General features: G+C 63.9%; 3 protein-coding genes. All 3 read right to left on the bottom strand.

The genetic code is table 11. The annotated features are described in order from the left end of the window. Positions 1-645, bottom strand: a 645-nt coding sequence (locus T281_RS16815) for a nitrogenase component 1 (RefSeq protein WP_037242224.1), incomplete at its 3' end; no start/stop codon positions are given. Between the two features lie 12 nt (positions 646-657). Further along, entirely contained in the window at positions 658-2,187 is a 1,530-nt protein-coding gene (locus T281_RS16810) for a nitrogenase component 1 (protein WP_037242222.1), read from the bottom strand. A gap of 37 nt (positions 2,188-2,224) precedes the next feature. After that, positions 2,225-2,681: P-loop NTPase family protein (locus T281_RS16805; protein WP_037242219.1), on the bottom strand; the 457-nt coding region annotated here is incomplete at its 5' end.

Below are 2,681 nucleotides of genomic sequence, written 5' to 3'. Positions count from 1 at the left end.
ATTCACCTTGAGGCCTATGCCTTCGAGGAGCCGCTTGATCTCCTCAAGATCGCCGCGCCAGAAGGTGTTGTGATACGGGAGCAGCGACCAAAGGTTTACGGTCTTCGCGTCGCGCGTGCCGTCCCATGGCTCCAGATATTGCTCGATGATGGCCTGCGAGACGGCTTCGTGGCCGGTGAAGTTGTTGCCGCGGAAGCCGCCAGTTTCCGCGTAAACGATCGGCACGCCGCGCTTCTGGAAATCGCGCACGACGGAGCCGACATCGTCGCCGACGAGGTCGGGGATGCACCCCGTCAGCACCACGAATAGATCCGCGTCGATGACCTTCAGCGAGGATTCGATCAGTTCGCGCAGACGCTCGGCGCCGCCGAAGATCACTTCGCGCTGCGATGCGTTCGTGCTTGGCACGACGGGGCCGCCGCCATAACCGGCGCTTTGATAGCCGTTGTAGAAGGCGATGTTCATGTACTGCTTGTCGGCGCAGCCCGGCCCGCAATGGGTGATGGGCACGACGCGCGGGATCGCCGCGGCGCTTTGCATGGCGCCGATGGCGCACGCATAGCGCACGAGTTCGATATGGGTCGCCTCCGCCTCTTCCGCCTTTGTGTCGGAAGAGGCGCGCGGTTTCAACGCTAGAAGGGCCATGAATTCTCCTGATTATTCGGCTTGGGCACGGGCGAGCGCGAATGGGTCTTTCTCGGCAAGCCAAGCCTTCTTGTAGGGAAGCTTCACGCGGCCTGCGATGTCTTGGTGGAATTTGCGATGTTGCAGCACAGCGAGGATCGCCTCGCCGAGATTGATCATGCCCTGATAGCCGAAGGCATGCAGTTCGTCCCCAAGCGGGATCGCGGGGATGCCGAGCCGCGCGGCGAGCGGCGCGAGACCGTTATGGCGGATGATGATGAAGTCGGGGGTCACGCGCTGGAGCAGGTTGTAGAACTGATATTGCTGGCGGTTGCCTACGGTGAAATTCTCGACGTCGCCATAGTTCTCGATGAGATGAGTGAGCGTGTCCTGCTTCGGGTCTTCGCTGTCGTAGACCGGGTCGTGATGGAACACGAGCGAGCCGTCCACCCCCACGCCGAGTTCGCGCAGCACGCCGATGAGGCTGTGCGAGTAGGCCGAGCCGGTGGCGACATAGCCTTTCAGCCCGGCGAGCTTCTTCTTGAGCTCCTCCACCTTCGGCCGGACGCGCGCGTGCTCTCTTTCGATGAAGGCTTCGACCTTGTCCTCGCGTCCCGTCACGCGCGCGACTTCACGAATCCAGGCGTCGGTTCCCGCGAAGCCGTATGGCTGGGGCGCGCGAATCTGCGGCACGCCATGTTCCTGTTCGAGGCCCTGCGCGAGATAGGTGCCGAGCGTGTAGCAGAACGTCACCGTCGTCGCCGCCTCCGACATCTGCGCCAGTTCTTCCACCGTCGCCATGTCGACCACGTAGTTCACGCGAAGGCCGAGTTCCTTCAACATCGGCGTGAAGACGTCGGACCCCCAGAGGTTGATGACATTGACGAGGTCTTCCTGCTTTCTCGTCGGGTTCTCGCGTACGATCTGGCGCAGGATGCCGTGCTGCGTCGCGTCGAAGCCGGTGCTCCAGTGCTTGGAGGCAAAGCCTTCGCAGTGCAGCGGGATGACGGGCACCCCGAGATCGGCTTCGGCGTGTTTCGCCACACTTTCAACGTCGTCGCCGATAATGCCGCTCGCGCAGGACGTGGCGATGAAGATCGCTTTCGGCGCGTGCCGCTCAAACGCCGCGCGGATGGCCGCGTCGAGCTTCTCAGCGCCGCCATAGACCATGTCGCGCTCGCGCAGATTGGTCGAGATGAAGCGGATGTTCTGCACGGGGTGCCCGCGCATGGCGAGGCCGTTGCGATAGATGGAGTTGTATATCACCTGACCCGCGCCGCAGCCGATCGGCGAATGCTGGATCAGCACCGCGTCGCGAATGTTGCCGGCCTGGCATTCCACCATCTGCTCCGAGCAGACGGACCCTTGCGTGAAGGGCCCCGTCAGTTCGCAGACGCGGCGCGCCTTTGCTCCGCCGCGTCCGCTCGTGCCGCAGCCGCCGCATTCGCCGCGCGCGTAGGCGGACTCGTCGGCAAGGGCGCTCGCCTTGCCGTCCCAGCCGATGATCGTGCCGAGGCGCTGCTCGCGCGTCTCGACGGTGGCGGTCTTCAGATTGATCGTCATGTGTGCTCAAGGGCTCCGTTGAGAGTGCCGAACGAGGTCAGGCGGCGGCGCGTTCCTGTTCGACGAGCCGATCGGCCCACTTCGCCGACCATTCGCGCAGTTCGAGCGGCCCGAGCGGCGTCGGCACCTTGGATTCGGTATGCTCGGCGATGCGGCGCGCGAGTTCGCGGTAGATCTCGGCCTGCTCGGACTTCGGCGCCGCTTCGATGGTGGTCCGACCCGAAAGCTCGGCCTGCGTAACGGTCAGCGAGCGCGGCACATACTGGACGATGGGTGTCTTCGTGTGTGCCGCAAAGTCGTCAATGATCTCGCGCTGGAAGTCGGTGTTGATCGAGTTCGCGATGATGCCGCCGAGCAATGCGCCGCCCGCGGTCGAGAATTTCTCGATGCCCTTGAACAGGTTGTTCGCCGCGTAGATCGCCATGAAGTCGGACGACGACACCGTGAACACATGCTCGGCGATCCCCTCGCGCACCGGCACCGCGAAGCCGCCG

The organism is Rhodomicrobium udaipurense JA643 (assembly GCF_000636015.1).
GTDB classification, from domain to species: Bacteria; Pseudomonadota; Alphaproteobacteria; order Rhizobiales; family Rhodomicrobiaceae; genus Rhodomicrobium; species Rhodomicrobium udaipurense.
This window is presented reverse-complemented; position numbering and strand designations above follow the sequence as displayed.

Coding starts and splice junctions, on each gene's coding strand:
- T281_RS16810 (WP_037242222.1), bottom strand. CDS start 2,187: ATGACGATCAATCTGAAGACCGCCACCGTCGAGACGCGCGAGCAGCGC.